Here is a 15,489-nt window from a genome sequence, read left to right as displayed (position 1 = left end):
GACTCGCCTGCTTCAGCGCTTGAACTGCTTGATCGCCGCGATCACCACGCCCCACACCTCGACCGTCTGGCCTTCTGTCGGCACGATGTCGGCGAAGGTCGGGTTGGCAGCCTTGAGCTTGAGTCGCCCCCCGCGTTGCCAGAGCTGCTTGCAGGTGAAGTCCCCATCGACCACCGCCACCACAATCTGGCCGTGGCTGGGCTTGATGGCCCGGTCCACCAGCAGCACATCCCCATCGAAGATGCCCGCCTCACGCATGGACTCACCCCGCACCGTCATGCTGTAGGTGGCCTGGGGGTGCTTGATCAGGTGTTCGAGCACGTCGATGCGTTTGGCCTGGAAATCCTCGGCCGGAGACGGAAAACCCGCTCGAATCCGCGACTCCAGTTGAAAGGCGGGTACGGCGCAATCGGCTAGCGGCACGGGCGCGCCGCAGTGGCCCGATGCGGCGCCAGGCAGCAAGGGTGACAACAGAGGATCTTCTATAATACTGGACATAACAACAGTATAGAGGCCAAGCTCATCCCTTGGGAATGCTTCACAGAAAACCGGCGCGCATCCGCGCATAGGATGGAACCATGTGCAGTCACTACGAAGGCGTGCGGGACGCCCAGGTCTTGCGAAAGGTGTTCCAGGTGGAGCCACCGGCCGACTTGGGCAAAACCGATCTCTGGCCGGGATACCCCGGCCTGCTGATCCGCCGCCCCAGGGAGAAGGACTCGGGGGATGACGCGGTGCCTGATAGGGAAGCGTTACCCGGCCTGTTTGGCCTGGTACCCCACTGGGCGACCGACCTGAAGATCTGCCGCAGTACCTACAACGCCCGCAGCGAGACTGTGGCCACCAAACCGAGTTTTCGGGAAGCTTGGAAGAGGGCGCAGCACTGCATCATCCCGGCCCAGGCCATCTACGAACCGGACTGGCGCAGCAGCAAGGCCATTCCCACTCGTATCGAACGGTCAGACGGTCGGCCCATGGGCATTGCAGGTTTGTGGTCTGCCTGGAAGTCTCCGCAGGGGGAATGGGTGCACAGCTACACCATGCTGACGACCAACGCTGATACCCACCCGCTGATGAACCAGTTTCACAAGCCGACCGACGAGAAACGCATGGTTGTGGTGTTGCCGGAGTCGGCCTATGACAAGTGGCTAGTTGCGACGGCTGAGCGCAGTGACCAGTTCTTGGTGCCGTTTGCCGCCGAGGGGTTGAGGGTGGGGAGTGAACGAGATTGAAGGAGGGTGGGAGACAGGTTCGCAGCGGTGGACATTCGGGGCGCCGTACTTGCTGACCGCTTTCGTTTAGGTTTGTCCCCCGACCCGTTGCGGACCTTCAGCCTGTTGAGCTTTTAAGACCAGGAGCGGTCATTTAGCGACGCAGAGTTCAGGTTCGCAGGAAGGGCGAGCGTGGTAATGTAGGCTACCCTTCCGAGGTGTTGAACTGCTACGCAGCCGGCAACAACCGGTTAGCTGCCGTGATGCGGGAGTAGTTTGTGGACTGATATCAGTTGTTCCAAATCCAATCTTTCAACGGGAGTGACCATGGCATATAGAAACGGCAATTACTCGGCTTTTTACGTTACCGAGCCATTCAATCCGAGCGCGCTTGGTGCTCACGCCACGCGCGATTTTGTTTACTATAACCAGCTACGCATGTGGAAGGGGCAGGATTCAGCCTTTCCATTCAATGACTCTCACGACAAAACATACAACGTACGTGACGGGAGTGATTGGGAAACGACTCTGAAGCCTAGACTGAGGGAGCGCCTCCGAAACTCCAAGAATATTGTTCTGTTCTTGAGTTCCGCTACTGCCAGCTCGAAAGCATTGAAAGAGGAAATTGACTACGGAATCAATGACCAAGGTTTGCCGGTCATCGTGATCTATCCTGATTATGCCTCTGAGTCAGACCTGCTGACCGCTGACAATCAGGCCCTCAAACAAGCGGTAAAGAATCTCTGGGACAAGCTTCCAGTATTTCGTGACTCAATGAGTTCTGTGCCGACTCTCCATGTACCGAACAAGAAGTCCGTGATAGAGAAGGCGCTTAACAATACAAGATTCATGGTGGGAACCAAAGGAGATTCCGGGGTTTTCTTCTATAAACCATGATTGTGCTTACAAGGGGAGAAGAAGCATGTTAAAGGTGGCCTTCTTTGATCGACGGCTATTAGCTACCTTCTACAAGTACGCTACTGCCGTAAGTGTTTTCCTCTCCTTTGTTTTTCCATTTGTCGACATACCAAAAGACTGCTTGCCGGCGCCGAGCTATGGTCTTTGGTTTAAGGTTGCTGCTTTCGCAACAGCATTCCTCCTTGTCTACATTGTTGTGTGGGTTTGGTCCAATCGACTCAAGAGTGTATCAATCAACATCGAAGGGAGTGACGTTAATGTTATTGTTGGGGACATATTTCAGCAACCAGGACTTAAGGCGATTGCTTTCAATGAATACTTTGACACCTTGGTCGATGAGAGAGTTATCTCCAGCATGTCTGTCAATGGCATCTTTGTAAAGCAAGTTCTAAAGACGCCTGTTGCCGACTTGGATAGTTACATCGAGAGTTATCAATTTCAAAACGATGAGATAATCGGCGAAAATCCAAACAGGCGCCTCGGAAAGAAAAGGCGGCACAAGATCGGAACAATATGTGTTTACGAGGAATTCTTGCTTACTGCGTTTAGTAAGTTTGATGATGACAACAAAGCTGTGCTTACTATGCCAGAGTATTTGGAGTTCTTGATAAACTTTTGGGATAGAGTTAATTCAATCTATGGCCAGAGGAGCGTCTCAACTACAATATTTGGTTCTGGCATCACCCGCATTAAAGGGCATAAGCTCATCAGTGATGAGGACTTGCTGAAGATTATGCTTTGGACGTTTAGGATCAGCGAAATGCGTTTTAAGTATCCAGCCAAGTTAACCATCGTCATTCACGAGGAGAAGATCAATAATATTAATCTGTTTGACATACAGGCTGTCAAGCATGGCGTTTGAATATATTTGATGGTCGAATCGGAGTCCGTCCAATAGACTTCAAGCAGCCTGCCGATCCCGGCAACCGGGATGCCTGCTTTCAGCCTAAAGCAGGCCGTAAAGGCGGGCGATGCGCACGGCTGTGCGTCTGTCTGGCGCCCCCAGCTTTGCATTGACACGCTGAAACCGGCTGTCGATGGTTTTGGCCTCAAGATTCATGGCCGCACCGATCACCTTACTGCTGTGTCCTGCGGCCTCACAGCGTAAAAGGTTTAGGTCGGCTTCTGTGAGGCTCGTGCCCCGGAGCAGTTCTTCACGCATGGATTTTGCAATCGAGTGATGCAACTCCATGGCGAGCGCGCGCGCCAGTACCCTGACCCTAGGGTAGCTTTCGCACTCGAACCTCTCGGGGTCAGCTGATCCCAGGCACAGGACCCCTACCCTTGAGAGGCCAACCGAGCTGGGGGCAGGTGCTATCAAAGCAGATGCAAAGCCATGCTCTGCAGCTGCGCGGATGAAGGTGCTTTCTTCGGGGGATGAGCAGGTGAGGTAGCTGGCACGGGTGGGTTCCGCGTCGCAGGATGCATAGCGCAGCCAGGGATCATGTTCAAACCAACGTTGAAAAGCGTACTCCGCAGGCCATGCTGGATCGCAGGCCCAAAGCGACCGAAATGAGGTTCGGGTTGCATCGTCTCGAAGGCAACTCAGGAAGTAGCCTGCATCAGCTCCCAGACCCACAAGGGCCTCGCGAAACAGTGAGATCACTTCGCCCGGGGACCTCGCATCTGTGATCAATGGGAGGATCTGAAAAACGCGCGCGTTGTCCCCTATCGCAGGTCCGCCTGAAGCAGGCTCGATGCGGTCAAGGGTGGATTGCAAATGCAGCATGACCCTGTCGTCCCAGTTTGCTGAACAGCAGGCCGTCATCAAAACGCAACGGCTCAACCGCACACCAGCGGTCGAAGCTCTTCACATCGTGAAAGACCATCGTTTGCACCAGCCGCATGCCCGAAGCTTGGCGTTGGGTGCGCTCCATCAGCAGACCGTAGCGGGTGGCGCGCAGGAGGAAGGTCACGGTGCCGTCGTGGTTTGCCAGCAAGGTATCGCCCTCAGCGATGCGTTCCAAATGGCGGTCTGACATTGATGCGGCAGCGTTGGTGCGCTTTGCGATCAGCGCCAAACGTTTGGAGCCCAGTGGGCGGGCGGGTGCGTCGATAGGATCGATACGGCGTTTGACCGATGGGCGTGTCACGACCGCAGATGCTGACGGCGTCACCTCGGGAAGTTGAAGGTTGTTCATCCCCACTCCTGCAGGTCTGGTTGACCGACAGGCCACGCAGTGCTGACACTGCGTAACCCAAGCACCAAGTCTCAAGAGACTGGATAGAGGGTAGGGTAGACAAGCGCGTCGCGCGATGTCAAAGGAAATCAGGGCAGGGCGCCCAAATCTGCAGCGGGTTCAGTCGCGCTAAACGACGAAGACCCAGGATGCGCAGCACATCAAATCACTGCCGGTGCGCTGCCGTGGCTCAAGGCGTTCAGCAAAGAGAACGCGTCATCGGCGCGCTCAACCGGAATAAACAGGTGATCGTGGTGGAAGGCTGCGACCGCGTTGCAGGGGATGCCCGCTTTAGCCAGGGCTGTGGCGATCATGGCCAGAAAGCCAATGGCCTCAAGCGAGGAGTGCACAGTGAGCGTGATGAGCTTCGCCTCGAAGATGAAGGGCACCTTGGCCTGAATGGCTTGAGAGCGCTCAACGATGGCCGTCAATCCTTCGGTCTCCCTGAACGTGCAGATGGGGGAGAGGTCAGCAGGGAGGCGATGGTCCTGGAAGGTGCAGTAAACGTAGGTTTCTGGCCGGAGGTCAGGGGCCATCATTTGCTGCAGCCGAACTTGGTCTTTTTCTCCGCTCACTCCGATGTCCTCCTGCACAGGGAAATGGTGTTGGCTTTCGGCGTTGATTATGGGCGGCTGGCGTTGACCCGGCGTGTGCACCAGTGCGCAGGTGCATCGCCGAAGGGGCTTGTTTAGCTGAATTGACGTGTGGCCAAAGTTCCTAAACCACCGCGCTCTGCTGGCATCTCCTGCTACCGTTTGGCGCGGCCTGGGCTTTGTGCTCCGACATACGCTACCGTGCACTGTGAGGCCGTCCGCAGCCGCACGCTGTGAAGAAGGAGTGTCCATCATGACAACGACTTCGTATGTCCTTTCGGACATGGCCGCGCTTCGATCAGAGCTGCGCCAACAGGGTGACCCGCACTGTGAACTGTTTCGGCTGGCGCCCTGGCGCGCCGTGCTGGACATTGCCTTCGACTGGCTCATCGTTCTCAGCGCAGTGGCGCTGGTTGTGTGGTGGAGCGAGCTGTTCGCGCCACTGGCTGTTGTGCTGATCGCCAACCGTCAACGCGCGCTAGGCAACATCCTCCACGACGCGGGGCATCGGAATCTGTGGCGGGATCGACGGCGAAACGATCTGGTGGCCCGCCTTTTCATCGCGCCCTTGTTGTTCGCGAGTCTGACCCGCTACCGCGAAACGCACTTCAAACACCACATGGAACTCGGGACCGAAGGGGGGGACCCCGATCTCCTGTTTTTCGCTCGAAGTGGGCCGACGACCTGGTTCTCGAACTACCTGGACCAGATCTTTTCTTTGAGCGCTTGGCTGTCGTCGGTGGCCGGTCACCTTTTTTCGCGCCAGGTTCGCGCGGCCAGTCAGCTCTCCATCCTTGGGTGGTGGGGCGGGGCGGTGGCATCGATGTGGGTTGTGGCTGGCCCTGACTTCACGATCACCTTCCTGGTGCTGTGGCTGCTGGGCAGAGCGACAGTTTTCCATCTGATCACCACCTTCCGTGAGATGTGTGATCACTTCGGCCTTCGTCCGGGCGGTGTGTTCACCTTCACGCGTGACATGGCATGCCACGGTTTCTGGCGCTGGTTGATCCACCCGCGCAACAACGGGTACCACCTCACCCATCACCTATTGCCAGCGGTGCCCTACTACCGACTGCCCGAGGCGCACCAGTTGCTGAAAGGGCAAGGAGTCTTTCGGGATCGCGGCAAGGTCTGTTCAGACTACTTCACTGGAGCTGATCCAGTGACTGGTTCATGGCAGACGCAAGGGCGGTTTCCATGAACAGGGCGCTGGGGAGCCTGCAGGTCGCGGCACTCCTGGTCTCGGCCAGCTACGGGATTGGTTTCCTTTTCGGGTCTGGCGAACTTGCACTCTCGCATGGCATGGCAGGCAGCATCTATGGAGTGGCCACCGCCTTTGGCATGCTGGTGTTGGCCGTGTTCGCACGGCAGCTATGGGCGACGGGGCTTCCGGTCTGGGATCTGTTTGGCCGTGCCTATGGCAAGCAGCTTCAAGGGGTGGTGGCGTTGCTTTCATTGATCTGGATGTCGGGCGTGCTGGCTGCCCAGATTCAAGGTGGCGTTGCGGTGCTGGAGTTGCTGGGTCTTGAACGGGTAAACGGCTACTTGACGATCTTGCTGCTGATCTACGGCGCATCGCGATTGGACCTGCGGTTCGCATCGGCGCTGTTCGCCATGTGTCTACTTGCAAGCGCCACTGTCCTCGTCTACGCGCTGGTCGTAGCCAACGGCATGGGAATCTACCTCCAGGCTGTTCCTGCTTTCACCGAAGACCTGTCAACCTTCAGTCCATCCCGCTTGGTGGCCATATCTCTGGCCGTCAGCTTGTTGGTGTGTACCGGTGCCGACTACCAGCAGTTTGTATTGGCCGCGCGCTCACCCTGGGCCGCCGTGGGCGGCTGCGTTCTGGCAGGCCTTTTGCTTTTCGTGATCGCCTTTTTTCCCTCGGCCGTGGTGGTCGCCATGCAGGGTGGTGGCATGTTGGGCGACTTGGCAGACGCCAAACAAGTGGTTCCCTGGGTGCTGGGGCAGGTCGCTGGATCGGTGGGGCAGGGCGCAGACAAGTTGATGCTCATCGCGTTGTCGGTGGCAGCGTTGGGTGCAGGCGCAGCGATCTTGCGTGCCATGACAGAAGCGTTGGCGTGCGCCGCTTCTGGGAGTCGTTCGGCGACTCACTCGATATTCGCGCTCATTGCCCTGGGTTTGAGCGCCTTGCTGGCTTCACGTGACCAGGGCATCGTGGACACCATGGTGTCCGTCAACGTGGTCTACATCGCCAGCATCGGTGTTTGCTTTACCACCATGTTCTCGGGCATCGTCGTACCGCCGCAGCACGCAAGGTGGATCGTGGCGGTTGGCTTCACAGGTTCAGTCGCCGTGCATCTGGCGGGCTGGTTGGGGCAGCATGGTGAAGACACCGACGTGGTGTCACTGCTGCTCGGATGCTTCTTGTCCGCTGGTACCGCCCTGTGGCTCCGCTTTGTGGCCGGAGGGTGGACTGGCCGATTCTCCGGCCTGCGTCGTTGATGGCTCGAACCCGACCGAAGGCTCCAGGCTGTTTCTGGCCACCTTGACGATCAGGGCAGTGATGTCACTGGCCATTGGTGGTTCAAGGTCCCAGTGGTGCCAGAACAGGTCCACCATCTCTCGTTCAGTCGGGCAGACGTCTACGAGCTGACCCGCTTCCACCAAGGGTGCCGCCTGCCAGCTGGGAATCAGGCCATAGCCAGCGCCCATGGCAACCCCTTCCAGCAAGGCGACGGGCGAGGGCAGGTAGTGCCTGGCGTACCGCTCAACGGCAAACCCAAAATGCCTTTTCAGGAAGTCGTCGTGCAGCGAGTCCTTGCGGTTGAACAACACAGCCGGTGTTGACAGCACAGCGGGCACCGTGAGCCCGTTTGGAAAGTGCGTGGAGGCAAAGGCTGGCGTCGCATAGCAGCGGTATTCCATGGCGCCCAAGCATTCGGCCAAGAAGCCATCGGCCGGTTTGGCAGATGTCGATATGCATCCGATCACATCGCCGCGAGCCAGCAGGGCAGAGGTGTGATCTTGATCGTCTGCGATCACCTCCAGGGCGACCAGTTGACCCATCAGCAGACCCCGAAGCACTTCGGGAAACCAAGTGGCCAGAGAATCGGCATTCACCGCAATAGCCAGCGACACAGGCGCGTGTGGCTTGGCGGTTGGCGAAAGTTCTTGAAGCGCCGATCCCTCAAGGATGCGAAGGGCCTTCACATGGCGCAGCAGCACTTCACCGGCATGCGTGGCCGCCACCGGCCGTTCGCGCTTGACCAGCACCGTGGACAGCGATTCCTCCAGCGCCTTGATGCGCTGGGAGACAGCGCCCCGCGTGATGCTGAGCACGCTCGCCGCGCGGTCAAAGCTTTGCTGCTCGACCACAGTGGCAAACGTTTCCAACTGATCACGATCCAGCATATGGGGCGGCTCCGGCGATGCCAGCGAAGGCAGATCGCTGTCTGCATCCATTTGGCGGGGAGCTGCGAAATCCTGTCTAGATGGCGCGGGTATCGTGCGCGTCTCAATGGTTTCCAGTCGTTTCCGTCCGTCGGAGCTTCTTGGAGGAAATTGATGGCACTCGGCGTTTCGCGAACCGAGACTCATGGAGTTGCGTTCCCGACTTGTGGATGAGCCTTTCGACAATCTCCACAAGGAGCCACCCCTGAAAATTCGCCGCTCGCCGACTTGCGAACCGTAGCGCTGCCGGCGCAGACGCTAAGGCCTTTCGCGGCATAAACGGCTGCCATCCCACCGCCGTTTCACTCTGGTGGGCTCCTTCCATTTATTCCACGGTGCCCAGGCGCTCGCACCTCGATGCAGCGCTTTGGGTGTCGCACGGCGACCGACGAATGCGGGGCAGGGTGCACACCTGACAAGACTCGATGATCGAGGGACGGATTCCCAATCCAGCTCCCTCGGAAATTGGGGCAGTGTTCCTTGGGGATCAGACGACACGATTCTTGGGATCACTGGGCAGGCCTTGAGCCCGCGACCGATGAAACATCTTTTACGGTTGTTTGCTGTGTGGATTCAATTACCGGGCGCGATCTGGCAATCTTTGAACGTTTGTCGGTTGCCTTTCGTTCTGGGCAGTGCCGTGGTCCGACTGGACGAGAAGAACAGCGGACTGGATATGTGACGCAAGAAATGACAGGAGGCTGGTATGTGGCTGCTCGTTGCGCGTGAACCCCGGGCCAATGCACCGCACTGGAGCGGTCGACGATGGCTAGCGGCCATCGATGCAGTGGCCTGGCCGCTGTTCTGGGTTTTCCTCTTGAGCCAGATCGATGAGCCCGTCGGAATCGTCGGCCCCATGGTCATTGCCATTGCGCTCCTCTTCTGTGCGGAGCGAATCCATCGCGCGGTGTGGGTCAACCACCGTTACTGGTTCACCACCTGGCGCTGGGGTCTTATCGTCGCTTCGCTCTTCGTGATCGGGTTGGTGCTGAAGCTCGCTGCATGGGTTTGACCCATCGCGGGGGATGCAGAACCGGCCTCGTAGCCTCAGTTCCGACGCTGACTGAGGTCGGGGCGGCGGGAGCAGGGCGAACCTTCTCCGTCGCTGTTTTCAAGCGCTTTTCCCCAAGAATGGGGGTGCCAGCTGTCACAAACTGGGTCTAGAGTGGTTCTTTCTCAGAGCAACGCCACAGGGTGAACCCATGACCGTCAAAGTTTTCTGGCAGCCGCAATCCTTCAACCTGGACCAGATCGGTCAGAAGCGCCTGGTGGACATCAGCGACGGCGACACCCCCAACATCCGCATGAACGTGCGGATGCTGTCCATCGACACGCCGGAGACGAGCACGATGCAGCTCAAGAAGGCCGAGATGGCGGGTCATTTTACAGCGCTGGCCGATTGGATCGAATCAGGCAAGTCACCTGTGGGTGACGCCTTGGCTGCGCACCTGCTCCCCCGCATCAAGCGCGCCGATGGACAAGACCCGTTCGAGGTGCACATCGCCCAAGGCAAGCAGGCCCTGCAGGCGTTTGAGTCCCTGACGCAAACGCGCCTGAAGCGCCCCAGCGGCACCAATCGCCCCATGTTTGTCCGGATCGCAGACCAGCCCTTCGACAGCTATGGACGTCTGCTCGCTTACGTGGCGCCGGAATACTCGGCAACCGAACGGCAAGGGCTTTCTAGGCGCGATCGCGCTACCTTCAATCTGGACATGGTCGCCGCAGGCTGGGCAGCCACGTTCGTGATCTACCCGTCCATTCCCAACGAACTCGACCTGCCCATGCTTCAGGAAGAAGCCCGAGCAGCGGTGGAGCAGGGCAGGGGCGCCTGGGCAGATCAGTGGTGCCTATCGGGCTACGAGTACCGCATGTGCACCAAGCTGATCAAGCTCATGCTGAAGGTGCGCACAGGCGCCAAGCTCTCTTCAGGTGAATGGACCGGTTGGATCGACCGGTATTGCGCGGACATCTCCAGCGCGCAGCTCTACGGACCGCAAGAGTACGTGCTGGTCAAACCCTGGAACCGGCTTTTCCTCTGGGCTACAGACGTGCGCAAGGCGGTCGCAGACCTCAACCTGGAGCCCGCTGGGTCGATCTCCGGGGTTTGACACGCATAGGATTCTGCTCGGTGGGCTTGCCAGCCGCTTGAGGCTGGGAGCAGCCCGCTGAACTGGTGCCCTGAACGTGCGATGTGAGTCCCATCGCAGTCATTCAGTTGTTCTTCATCGTTCTCGACCGCTTGCAGACAACATTTTCCATGGCGAGAGCCAATCGCGGATTCACAGGTCACAGCCCTCACGTTTAGCACCTACGGTGGTCCAGGAGAGCCCGAAATGGCAATGCAGTTGGCGTTGATAAGCGCTTGACGTTTTCGTCGTCCCCGCTACCTTCTACGCCGCATCAGCCGATAGACCACCGGCACCACCAGCATGGACAGCAGCGGCGCGCTGAGCATGCCGCCCACCATCGGCGCGGCAATGCGCTGCATCACTTCGCTGCCCGCGCCCACGCCCCAGAACAGGGGCAGCAGGCCGGCCACGATCACCGCGACCGTCATCGCCTTCGGGCGCACGCGCAAGACGGCGCCTTCGCGGATGGCGTCGAGAAGATCGGCGTCGGTGTTCAACCCCTTCTCCAGCCGTGCCGCCCAGGCCTGCTTGAGATACAGCAGCATGATCACGCCGAACTCGGCCGCCACGCCAGCCAGCGCGATGAAGCCGACCACGCTGGCCACCGACAGGTTGTGCCCCAGCGCCCAGAGCAACCAGATGCCGCCGATCAGGGCGAAGGGCAGCGTGGCCATGATGAGCAGGGCCTCGTCAAGGCGGCGGAAGGTCAGGTACAGCAAGAGGAAGATGACCAGCAGCGTGAACGGCACCACCAGCTTGAGCTGGGCGCTGGCGCGCTCCAGGAACTCGAACTGGCCCGACCACGACACCGAATACCCTGCAGGTAGATCCACATGATCGGCTACGGCTTTCTGCATGTCCAGTACGGCGCCGCGCAGGTCGCGATCGCGGATGTCCACGTAAACGAAGCCGGCCAGCCGCGCGTTTTCGCTGCGCAGCATGGGCGGGCCGTCGGTGATGCGCAGGCGCGCGACATCTCCCAGCACCAGGCGCTGACCGCGCGGCGTGACGATGGGCAGTTCGCGCAGATCAGCGAGCGAGTCGCGGGCGTCGCGCGGGTAGCGCAGGTTGATGGGATAGCGCTGCAGCCCCTCCACGGTCTCGCCGATGTTCATGCCGCCCACCGCACCGGAGACCACGGCCTGCACGTCGGCGATATTCAGGCCGTAGCGCGCCGCTTCGTCGCGGCGGATGTCCACATCGATGTAGCGGCCACCGCTCAGGCGCTCGGCCAGTGCGCTGGTGACACCGGGCACGCCCTTGACCACCGATTCAATCTGTTGGGTGAGGCGGTCGATGGTGGCCAGGTCGGCACCAGCCACCTTCACGCCCACGGGGCTTTTGACGCCGGTGGCGAGCATATCGATGCGGTTGCGGATCGGCGGCACCCAGATGTTGGCCAGGCCGGGCACGCGCACCGTGCGATCGAGTTCGTCCACCAGTTTCTCCGGCGTCATTCCCGCTCGCCACTGGTCGCGCGGCTTGAACTGGATGGTGGTCTCGAACATCTCCAGCGGCGCCGGGTCGGTGGCGCTGTCGGCGCGGCCGGCCTTGCCGTACACGCTGGCCACCTCGGGCACGGTTTTGATCAGCCGATCGGTCTGCTGCAGCAGTTCGGCAGCCTTGGCGGCCGAGAGGCCAGGCAACGCGGTCGGCATGAAGAGCAGGTCACCCTCGTCCAGCGGCGGCATGAACTCGGCACCAATGTGCTTAAGCGGCCAGAGGCTCACCCCCAGCAGCAAGGCCGCCACCAGCAGGGTGATCTTCGGCGCCTTGAGCACCGTATTGAGCACCGGCCGGTACAGCGCGATCAGACCCCGGTTCAGTGGGTTGGCGGTTTCCTCAGGAATGCGCCCGCGCACCAAGTAGCCCATCAGTACCGGAATCAGGGTGACCGCCAGTCCGGCCGCCGCGGCCATGGCGTAGGTCTTGGTGTAGGCCAGTGGCGCGAACAGTCGCCCCTCCTGCGCCTGCAGCGTGAACACCGGGATGAAGCTCAGGGTGATGATCAGCAGTGAGAAGAACAGGGCCGGCCCGACCTCCGCCGCCGCGTGGCCGATCACCAGCCAGCGCGTCTCGCCTTCGAGCGCCTCGCCTGGGTGTTCGTGCGCCCAGCGCTCCAGGTGTTTGTGGGCGTTTTCGATCATCACCACCGCCGCGTCCACCATCGCGCCAATCGCGATGGCAATGCCGCCCAGCGACATGATGTTGGCGTTCACGCCCTGCTGGTGCATCACGATGAAGGCCGCCAGAATGCCCAGCGGCAGCGAGACGATGGCCACCAGCGCGCTGCGCAGGTGGAACAGGAACAGCGCGCACACCAGCGCGACCACGCCAAACTCCTCCAGCAGCTTGATGCCGAGGTTGGTGGTCGCTGCCTGAATCAGACTGGAGCGGTCGTACACCGGCACGATCTCCACCCCTTCGGGCAAGCCCCGCTGCAGCTGGGCCAACCGCGCCTTGACCGCTTCGATGGTCTGCAAGGCGTTCTTGCCCGAGCGCATGACCACCACGCCGCCAACCGCTTCGCCCTCGCCGTTGAGTTCGCCGATGCCGCGCCGCATCTCAGGCCCAATCTGCACCCGCGCCACATCACCTAGCCGCACCGACACCCCGGCGTCGGTGGTCTTTAGCGGCAGCGCCCGGAAGTCGTCCAGGGTTTTCAGGTACCCGTTGGCACGCACCGCGTATTCGGCCTCGCCGAGTTCGAGCACAGAGCCGCCGGCCTCCTGGTTGCCGCGTGCCACGGCCTCGCTCACCATCTGCTGCGTGATGCCGTAAGCCGCCAGTTTGTCCGGGTCCAGCACGATCTGGTGCTGGCGCACCATGCCGCCAATGCTGGCGACCTCGGCCACGTCAGGCACGGTTTTGAGCTCGAAGCGCAGGAACCAGTCCTGCAGCGAGCGCAGCTGGGCCAGGTCCTGCCGCCCGCTGCGGTCGATCAGCGCGTACTGGTAGATCCAGCCCACGCCCGTGGCGTCGGGGCCGAGCGATGATTTCGCCGTGGCTGGCAGCCGGGACTGCACCTGGTTCAGGTACTCAAGCACCCGCGAGCGCGCCCAGTACAGGTCCACGCCATCGTCGAACAGCACATAGACGAAGCTGTCGCCAAACATGGAGAAACCGCGCACCGCCTTGGCGCCGGGCACCGAGAGCATGGTGGTGGTCAACGGGTAGGTGACCTGGTTTTCCACCAGCTGCGGCGCCTGACCAGGCCAGGTGGTGCGGATGATGACCTGGGTGTCCGACAGGTCGGGCAGCGCGTCCAGCGGCGTGCGCAGCATCGACACCACGCCCCAGGCGGTGATCATCACCGTGGCCATCAGCACCAGGAAGCGGTTGGCGATGCTCCAGTGGATCAGGCGCGCGATCATGGCTTTGCTCCCGATGCGGCGGGCTGGATGCGCGTGATCTGAGGGATGTCGCCGTCGCGCATCGCAAACTCGATCTGAACCGATTGACCCGCCGCCAGACCTTTCGGTCTCTGGTCGGCGGGTGGCAACCCGAAGTCCATAGTCATGTCCGGCCACTTGAGCGCCGGTATGGCCGGGTGGTAGAGGGTGACGGTGTCGCCATCCACCGCCTTGATCTCGGCGGGTGTCTGATGCGTTGCGGCTGGCATGGTGGCAGGCATGCCGCCTGGCTTCTCTGGCATCGCCATCGGCTTGTCCGTTCCCGCTTCCGGCGTCGGGCTCAGCCGCGCCAGCAAACCGTTGAGGCTGGCCTCGGAGTCGATCAGGAACTGGCCCGAACGCACCACCTTTTGCCCGGCTTTCAGACCTTGAAGGATCTCGGTCTGGTCACCGGCCTCGCGTCCGGTGCGCACCTCCACCGGCGTGAATCGGCCATCGCCTTCGGCCAGCATCACCACGCTGCGCTGGCCGGTGTGGATCACCGCGTCGCTGGGCAGCAGCAGCACCTTCGCGGCGTCGGGGTTGGCCAAGCGCATCTGCACGAACATGCCCGGCACCAGCCAGCCCTGGGGGTTGGCGAGTTCCTGCCGCGCCTTGATCGTGCGCGTGGCCGGGTCCACCGACGGCAGCAGCGCCTGCAGCCGACCGGTGAAGGTCTGACCCGGGGCGGCCGGGCTGGTGGCGCTGACCTGGGCGCCGGGCTTGAGCTGGGCAGCCTGGCTCTCGGGCACCTGGCCTTCGGCCCAGACGCTGCCAGTGCCTTGCAGCCGCATCAAGGTCATGCCCGGCATCACGGTCGCCCCTTCGCTGACCATCAGTTCCGTCACCACGCCGCCAAGCGGCGCGCTCAGCGTGAAGCGGGGTTGCAGGCTGCCGTCACGCACCACGCGCTCGATCTGCGCTGGGCTCATGCCCGCCTGTCGCATGCGCTGCGCTGCCGCGTCGCGCAGTGGCACCAACTGCGGGTCCTGTTCGGCCATTTGCGCCACGGCCAGGTACTCCTCCTGAGCCGCCACCCAGTTGGGCACGTAGATGTCGGCCAGCGGCGCGCCCTTGGCAACGCGGTCCTGCGTGGCGCGAACGTGCAGCCGCTCGACGAACCCCATCGACCGGGCGCTGACCAGCACCTGGTCGCGCTCGTTCCACGCCACGCTGCCGACCACCGACACCGCGCTTTCCAGCCGGCCTTCGCTCACCTCCACCGTGCGCAGCCCCAGGTTTTGCTGCACGCGCGGACTCACAGTCACCCCGCCGGTGTCTGCCGCGCCGCCAGCACCGGCGTAGCGCGGCACCAGCAGCATGTCCATGAACGGCGACTTGCCGGGGGCGTCGAAGTTCTTGCCCGGCACCATGGGGTCGTGGTAGTTGAGGATTTTCGAGCCGGTGACCGGGTCCACGTCGCCCGCCTTCAGGCCGTCGCGCATGTGGCGCTCGGTGGCCTCGAACCCCTGGTTCATGCTCCAGGTGCTGGGGTCCTGTGTGGAGGCGCTCGCTGCGCCGGCGTCGGTGGACGCGCCCTGGGGTGTGGCCATGCCCATGTTCATGCCGGCGGTCCAGGCGCCGTAACCCACGGCGCCCAGAATGGCCAGAGCGACGGCCGAAAGGCCAATTGAGGTGGAGGTTTTCATGGT

General features: G+C 61.2%; 14 protein-coding genes. 7 read left to right on the top strand and 7 right to left on the bottom strand.

Annotation, left to right across the window (positions count from 1 at the left end; all coding sequences use genetic code 11):
- Positions 1 to 12 precede the first annotated feature (12 nt).
- Positions 13 to 498, bottom strand: a complete 486-nt coding sequence (locus ACTG4K_RS06175) for a LexA family protein (protein ID WP_439113319.1) — start codon at positions 496 to 498, stop codon at positions 13 to 15.
- Positions 499 to 578: 80 nt separating this feature from the next.
- On the opposite strand from ACTG4K_RS06175, the gene ACTG4K_RS06170 reads away from it, so the two are divergent.
- The 3 genes from ACTG4K_RS06170 to ACTG4K_RS06160 all read left to right on the top strand — a co-directional run bounded on the left by ACTG4K_RS06170 (position 579) and on the right by ACTG4K_RS06160 (position 2,991).
- Entirely contained in the window at positions 579 to 1,232 is a 654-nt protein-coding gene (locus ACTG4K_RS06170; RefSeq protein WP_439113318.1) for an SOS response-associated peptidase, read from the top strand.
- A 306-nt stretch (positions 1,233 to 1,538) separates the two neighbouring features.
- The gene (locus tag ACTG4K_RS06165) at positions 1,539 to 2,108 is read left to right on the top strand and encodes a TIR domain-containing protein (RefSeq protein WP_439113317.1); all 570 of its coding nucleotides are present in this window, start codon (positions 1,539 to 1,541) and stop codon (positions 2,106 to 2,108) included.
- Positions 2,109 to 2,133: 25 nt separating this feature from the next.
- Positions 2,134 to 2,991, top strand: coding sequence for a macro domain-containing protein (locus ACTG4K_RS06160; protein ID WP_439113316.1), 858 nt, complete (start codon positions 2,134 to 2,136; stop codon positions 2,989 to 2,991).
- An 84-nt stretch (positions 2,992 to 3,075) separates the two neighbouring features.
- On the opposite strand, the gene ACTG4K_RS06155 is transcribed toward ACTG4K_RS06160, so the two are convergent.
- The 3 genes from ACTG4K_RS06155 to ACTG4K_RS06145 all read right to left on the bottom strand — a co-directional run bounded on the left by ACTG4K_RS06155 (position 3,076) and on the right by ACTG4K_RS06145 (position 4,884).
- Positions 3,076 to 3,858, bottom strand: coding sequence for a helix-turn-helix transcriptional regulator (locus tag ACTG4K_RS06155; RefSeq protein ID WP_439113315.1), 783 nt, complete (start codon positions 3,856 to 3,858; stop codon positions 3,076 to 3,078).
- Positions 3,833 to 4,270, bottom strand: coding sequence for a hypothetical protein (locus tag ACTG4K_RS06150; RefSeq protein WP_008904133.1), 438 nt, complete (start codon positions 4,268 to 4,270; stop codon positions 3,833 to 3,835). Before ACTG4K_RS06150 ends, ACTG4K_RS06155 begins: the two co-directional genes overlap by 26 nt.
- 200 nt (positions 4,271 to 4,470) lie before the next feature.
- On the bottom strand, positions 4,471 to 4,884 hold the full coding sequence (locus ACTG4K_RS06145) for an ACT domain-containing protein (RefSeq protein ID WP_439113314.1): 414 nt from the start codon (positions 4,882 to 4,884) through the stop codon (positions 4,471 to 4,473).
- Positions 4,885 to 5,155: 271 nt separating this feature from the next.
- Here ACTG4K_RS06145 and ACTG4K_RS06140 point away from each other — a divergent pair, with 271 nt between their 5' ends.
- Both ACTG4K_RS06140 and ACTG4K_RS06135 read left to right on the top strand, forming a co-directional pair.
- Positions 5,156 to 6,103, top strand: coding sequence for a fatty acid desaturase family protein (locus ACTG4K_RS06140; RefSeq protein WP_439113313.1), 948 nt, complete (start codon positions 5,156 to 5,158; stop codon positions 6,101 to 6,103).
- Positions 6,100 to 7,368, top strand: coding sequence for a hypothetical protein (locus ACTG4K_RS06135; protein WP_439113312.1), 1,269 nt, complete (start codon positions 6,100 to 6,102; stop codon positions 7,366 to 7,368). The genes ACTG4K_RS06140 and ACTG4K_RS06135 overlap by 4 nt, the downstream gene beginning before the upstream one ends.
- On the opposite strand, the gene ACTG4K_RS06130 is transcribed toward ACTG4K_RS06135, so the two are convergent.
- A complete protein-coding gene (locus ACTG4K_RS06130) occupies positions 7,270 to 8,463 on the bottom strand; it encodes an HTH-type transcriptional regulator ArgP (protein ID WP_439113311.1) in 1,194 nt (397 codons plus the stop codon). The two genes, ACTG4K_RS06135 and ACTG4K_RS06130, sit on opposite strands and share 99 nt — an antisense overlap.
- Positions 8,464 to 9,022: 559 nt before the next feature.
- On the opposite strand from ACTG4K_RS06130, the gene ACTG4K_RS06125 reads away from it, so the two are divergent.
- Both ACTG4K_RS06125 and ACTG4K_RS06120 read left to right on the top strand, forming a co-directional pair.
- Positions 9,023 to 9,328, top strand: coding sequence for a hypothetical protein (locus tag ACTG4K_RS06125; protein ID WP_439113310.1), 306 nt, complete (start codon positions 9,023 to 9,025; stop codon positions 9,326 to 9,328).
- A 190-nt stretch (positions 9,329 to 9,518) separates the two neighbouring features.
- On the top strand, positions 9,519 to 10,424 hold the full coding sequence (locus ACTG4K_RS06120) for a thermonuclease family protein (RefSeq protein WP_439113309.1): 906 nt from the start codon (positions 9,519 to 9,521) through the stop codon (positions 10,422 to 10,424).
- 275 nt (positions 10,425 to 10,699) lie between these two features.
- On the opposite strand, the gene ACTG4K_RS06115 is transcribed toward ACTG4K_RS06120, so the two are convergent.
- Entirely contained in the window at positions 10,700 to 13,819 is a 3,120-nt protein-coding gene (locus ACTG4K_RS06115) for an efflux RND transporter permease subunit (RefSeq protein WP_439113308.1), read from the bottom strand.
- Positions 13,816 to 15,486, bottom strand: a complete 1,671-nt coding sequence (locus ACTG4K_RS06110) for an efflux RND transporter periplasmic adaptor subunit (RefSeq protein ID WP_439113307.1) — start codon at positions 15,484 to 15,486, stop codon at positions 13,816 to 13,818. Before ACTG4K_RS06110 ends, ACTG4K_RS06115 begins: the two co-directional genes overlap by 4 nt.
- Between the last annotated feature and the right edge of the window lie 3 nt (positions 15,487 to 15,489).

It is taken from the genome of Hydrogenophaga sp. (genome assembly GCF_965657535.1).
GTDB lineage: Bacteria > Pseudomonadota > Gammaproteobacteria > Burkholderiales > Burkholderiaceae_C > Hydrogenophaga.
This window is presented reverse-complemented; position numbering and strand designations above follow the sequence as displayed.

Coding starts and splice junctions, on each gene's coding strand:
- ACTG4K_RS06175 (WP_439113319.1), bottom strand. CDS start 498: ATGTCCAGTATTATAGAAGATCCTCTGTTGTCACCCTTGCTGCCTGGC.
- ACTG4K_RS06170 (WP_439113318.1), top strand. CDS start 579: ATGTGCAGTCACTACGAAGGCGTGCGGGACGCCCAGGTCTTGCGAAAG.
- ACTG4K_RS06165 (WP_439113317.1), top strand. CDS start 1,539: ATGGCATATAGAAACGGCAATTACTCGGCTTTTTACGTTACCGAGCCA.
- ACTG4K_RS06160 (WP_439113316.1), top strand. CDS start 2,134: ATGTTAAAGGTGGCCTTCTTTGATCGACGGCTATTAGCTACCTTCTAC.
- ACTG4K_RS06155 (WP_439113315.1), bottom strand. CDS start 3,858: ATGCTGCATTTGCAATCCACCCTTGACCGCATCGAGCCTGCTTCAGGC.
- ACTG4K_RS06150 (WP_008904133.1), bottom strand. CDS start 4,270: ATGAACAACCTTCAACTTCCCGAGGTGACGCCGTCAGCATCTGCGGTC.
- ACTG4K_RS06140 (WP_439113313.1), top strand. CDS start 5,156: ATGACAACGACTTCGTATGTCCTTTCGGACATGGCCGCGCTTCGATCA.
- ACTG4K_RS06135 (WP_439113312.1), top strand. CDS start 6,100: ATGAACAGGGCGCTGGGGAGCCTGCAGGTCGCGGCACTCCTGGTCTCG.
- ACTG4K_RS06130 (WP_439113311.1), bottom strand. CDS start 8,463: ATGAGTCTCGGTTCGCGAAACGCCGAGTGCCATCAATTTCCTCCAAGA.
- ACTG4K_RS06125 (WP_439113310.1), top strand. CDS start 9,023: ATGTGGCTGCTCGTTGCGCGTGAACCCCGGGCCAATGCACCGCACTGG.
- ACTG4K_RS06120 (WP_439113309.1), top strand. CDS start 9,519: ATGACCGTCAAAGTTTTCTGGCAGCCGCAATCCTTCAACCTGGACCAG.
- ACTG4K_RS06115 (WP_439113308.1), bottom strand. CDS start 13,819: ATGATCGCGCGCCTGATCCACTGGAGCATCGCCAACCGCTTCCTGGTG.
- ACTG4K_RS06110 (WP_439113307.1), bottom strand. CDS start 15,486: ATGAAAACCTCCACCTCAATTGGCCTTTCGGCCGTCGCTCTGGCCATT.